Origin of the sequence: Donghicola sp. XS_ASV15 (assembly GCF_041224595.1) — a bacterium.
In the GTDB taxonomy this organism is placed as follows: Bacteria; Pseudomonadota; Alphaproteobacteria; order Rhodobacterales; family Rhodobacteraceae; genus Donghicola.
On record NZ_JBGFGN010000047.1, the window covers coordinates 1 to 2,549 of the forward strand.

The 2,549-nt window shown below is 59.4% G+C and carries 2 protein-coding genes and 1 pseudogene; 1 reads left to right on the forward strand and 2 read right to left on the reverse strand.

Annotated elements, in window-relative coordinates; translation table 11 throughout:
* Nucleotides 1-211 precede the first annotated feature (211 nt).
* Both flgC and flgB read right to left on the reverse strand, forming a co-directional pair.
* Nucleotides 212-628, reverse strand: coding sequence for a flagellar basal body rod protein FlgC (gene flgC, locus AB9K37_RS00750; protein WP_369835120.1), 417 nt, complete (start codon nt 626-628; stop codon nt 212-214).
* 2 nt (nt 629-630) lie between these two features.
* Complete coding sequence (flgB, locus tag AB9K37_RS00755; RefSeq protein ID WP_369835121.1) at nt 631-1,014, reverse strand: flagellar basal body rod protein FlgB; 384 nt, start codon at nt 1,012-1,014, stop codon at nt 631-633.
* Between the two features lie 107 nt (nt 1,015-1,121).
* On the opposite strand from flgB, the pseudogene AB9K37_RS00760 reads away from it, so the two are divergent.
* Nucleotides 1,122-2,549, forward strand: a pseudogene (locus AB9K37_RS00760) (hypothetical protein); the annotation flags it as partial.

Sequence of the window (2,549 nt, forward strand, 5' to 3'; positions counted from 1 at the left end):
CCACCCGATCTGCCCGTTGCAAGCCCGCACCCTCTGGGTGATCCATAAAACGCGCCCCTCGCAGCCTTCAACACCATGTTTTATATAGGAAATATAATGGTCAGGACAGCGAAATCAGCGCCTTACTTGGGAAATGTGGGATTCACGAACCCCCGAGACATTGGAATATGCGCCGCTAACTGTGGTCATCTAAGCTCTCCTGGGTGCAGCGTTACTGGCCCATCTTGACCGTGCGCGCCATCAAGGTACGCAGGGTCGAGACGACCTCGAGGGTGTTTTGGTATTGGCGGCTGGCTTCAGTCATCTCGACCATCTCTTCGTCGACGTTGACCGCTGCCTCGTAGACAAAGCCATCGTCGTTCGCGAGCGGATGATCAGGGCGGAAAACTTTGGCCGGTTCACGGTCCAGCGAAACGATGTCTGCCACGCTGGTGGTCGACAGACCGCTCTCTTGCGCATCGTTGGCATAGTCGATTTCAAACACAGGACGGATCGCGCGGAACGCCCCTTCTTGCGTTGTCGAAACAGATCCAGCGTTTGCGATGTTCGAGGCGATCGTGTTCAAACGCGTCATCTGCGAGGACATTGATCGCGCCGCGACATCATAGACGTTGTTAATCGAAGACATAATTATTCTCCACGGATCGCTTGGTTCAGGCCAGAGATCTTGCGGTTCAGCAACGTCAGCGTGGCTTGATACCGTTGGGTGTTTTCCGAGAATTCCATTTGCTCGACCGCCATTTCGACGGTGTTGCCATCCAATGCGGGGTTCAGGTTCTGGCGATACACCAGCCCTTGGTTGATCCCACCGCCTACGGAAAAGTGCTGGTCGTCGCTGGCACGCAAGTTGCCTACGCCCTGTGCACGGTCCAAAGCGCTGGCAAAGTCGATATCCCGTGCCTTGAACCCCGGCGTCGCAGCGTTCGCGATGTTCGAAGCAAGAACATTGTTGCGGCGTTCACGCAGCACCAGTGCATCTGCGTGCAGGCTGATATGGTCGCGTATACCCGTCATTCCGGTCCTCGTTGACTTTCTTCCTAAAAAGTTCGGCGTTTGGGCCGTTCTGGTCTGGGAATTGCAAGTGCCATGCCAAACCGGAGCAATGCGGCAGGAGCACACACATGACCTCGGCCAAATCTGAAAATTCAGGATCTAAAACCACACGCCGTGTGAAACCGACGCGCAAAATCCTCGACAAGATGCGCGGCGTGGAACCGCTCGCCGGAGCCGAAGTGCTGGCCGACCTCTATGAAGAGGAAAAGGATCCGACCCGCCGCAACCTTCTGATGCAGGCCCGTCTGAAGTTGTTGCAGGATGCGCTCAAGGGCGAGAAGCCTGCGCCCAAGCCCAAGCGCAAGAAGGCCGCCAAACCCAAGCCGGAACCCGAAGTGGTCGAAGAGCCGGTGGTCATCCCAGAGCCAGAACCTGCACCGCCCCCAAAGAAAGCGCCAAAGCTCGATATGATGGATCTGAGCGATCCTTCGGTCTTTGACGTATTTGGCGATCTGGATGCTGACGACGACGAGGAAGAAACGCCTCCACCAGCCACACCCGAGCCCACACCGCCCGCGCTTGAAGAGACCGCGCCCGATCCTTTTGCGATGCTGTCGGATATTGGCGACGACACCTCCGCGTCCGACGACCCGTTTGCCGCGTTCGGAGAGGATGGCGGCGAAGATCCCTTTGCCGCATTCGAAGATACGCCATCAAAAACAGAAAAACCCGATGCGCCGGCAGATGATCCTTTTGCAGCATTCAAAGATGAAGACGAAGACGATCCCTTCGCCGCTTTTGACGACGAAGATACTGCCACGCCTGCGACACCCCAAACCGCCCCTGCGGCGACCTTAGATGACGACCCCTTTGCAGCATTCAGCGAAGACGATGACCCGTTTGCTCCCTTCGACAGCGCGGCCGACCCGGCAGAGGACCTTCCTGACCTTGACGCGCTTAAGGCGCTCGAGACCGAGGCCGCCTCTGCTCCGGTGGAAGACGATGACCCGTTTGCTGCCCTTGAGGGCGCGGAGGAGGAGCAAGGTCGCGACAGCCTCCCATCGGCGACAGATGACATCCCCATAGAGGCCGTGGCGGCCGTCGAGGCCACACCCGACGCAGACCCCTTCGCCGCCCTCGAAGAGGAAGGCCCCTTCGCGGCGCTTGCCGAAGCCGAAGAGCCGGACGCAGAACTGTCCGCCCCGGAAGACGCAGAGGCTCCCAAAGATCAGATGGCATCCGAAGACGAAGCACCAAAGGCCTCTGAAGACGCGAGCGCAGGCACCGCCGTCCCAAGCCCCTTCGAGGCCCTCGAAGGCTTGGACAATGACGACGCGCCCGCTTCGGAGCATGTGGTCTCAGACGATCCGGACGTGCGTCTGCTCGACGCTGAAGCTACGGGCGGAGAAAACACCCCAGCCCCAGGGGAAACCGACAAGGAGACTGTGGCAGAAGAGCCAGCGCAGGACACCCTCGAGGCCACGCCCGCGGATCCCTTTGCCGCCCTCGCCGATCTCGGAGAGCCAGACACGCAGGAGGCTACCGGCGCAGACGAC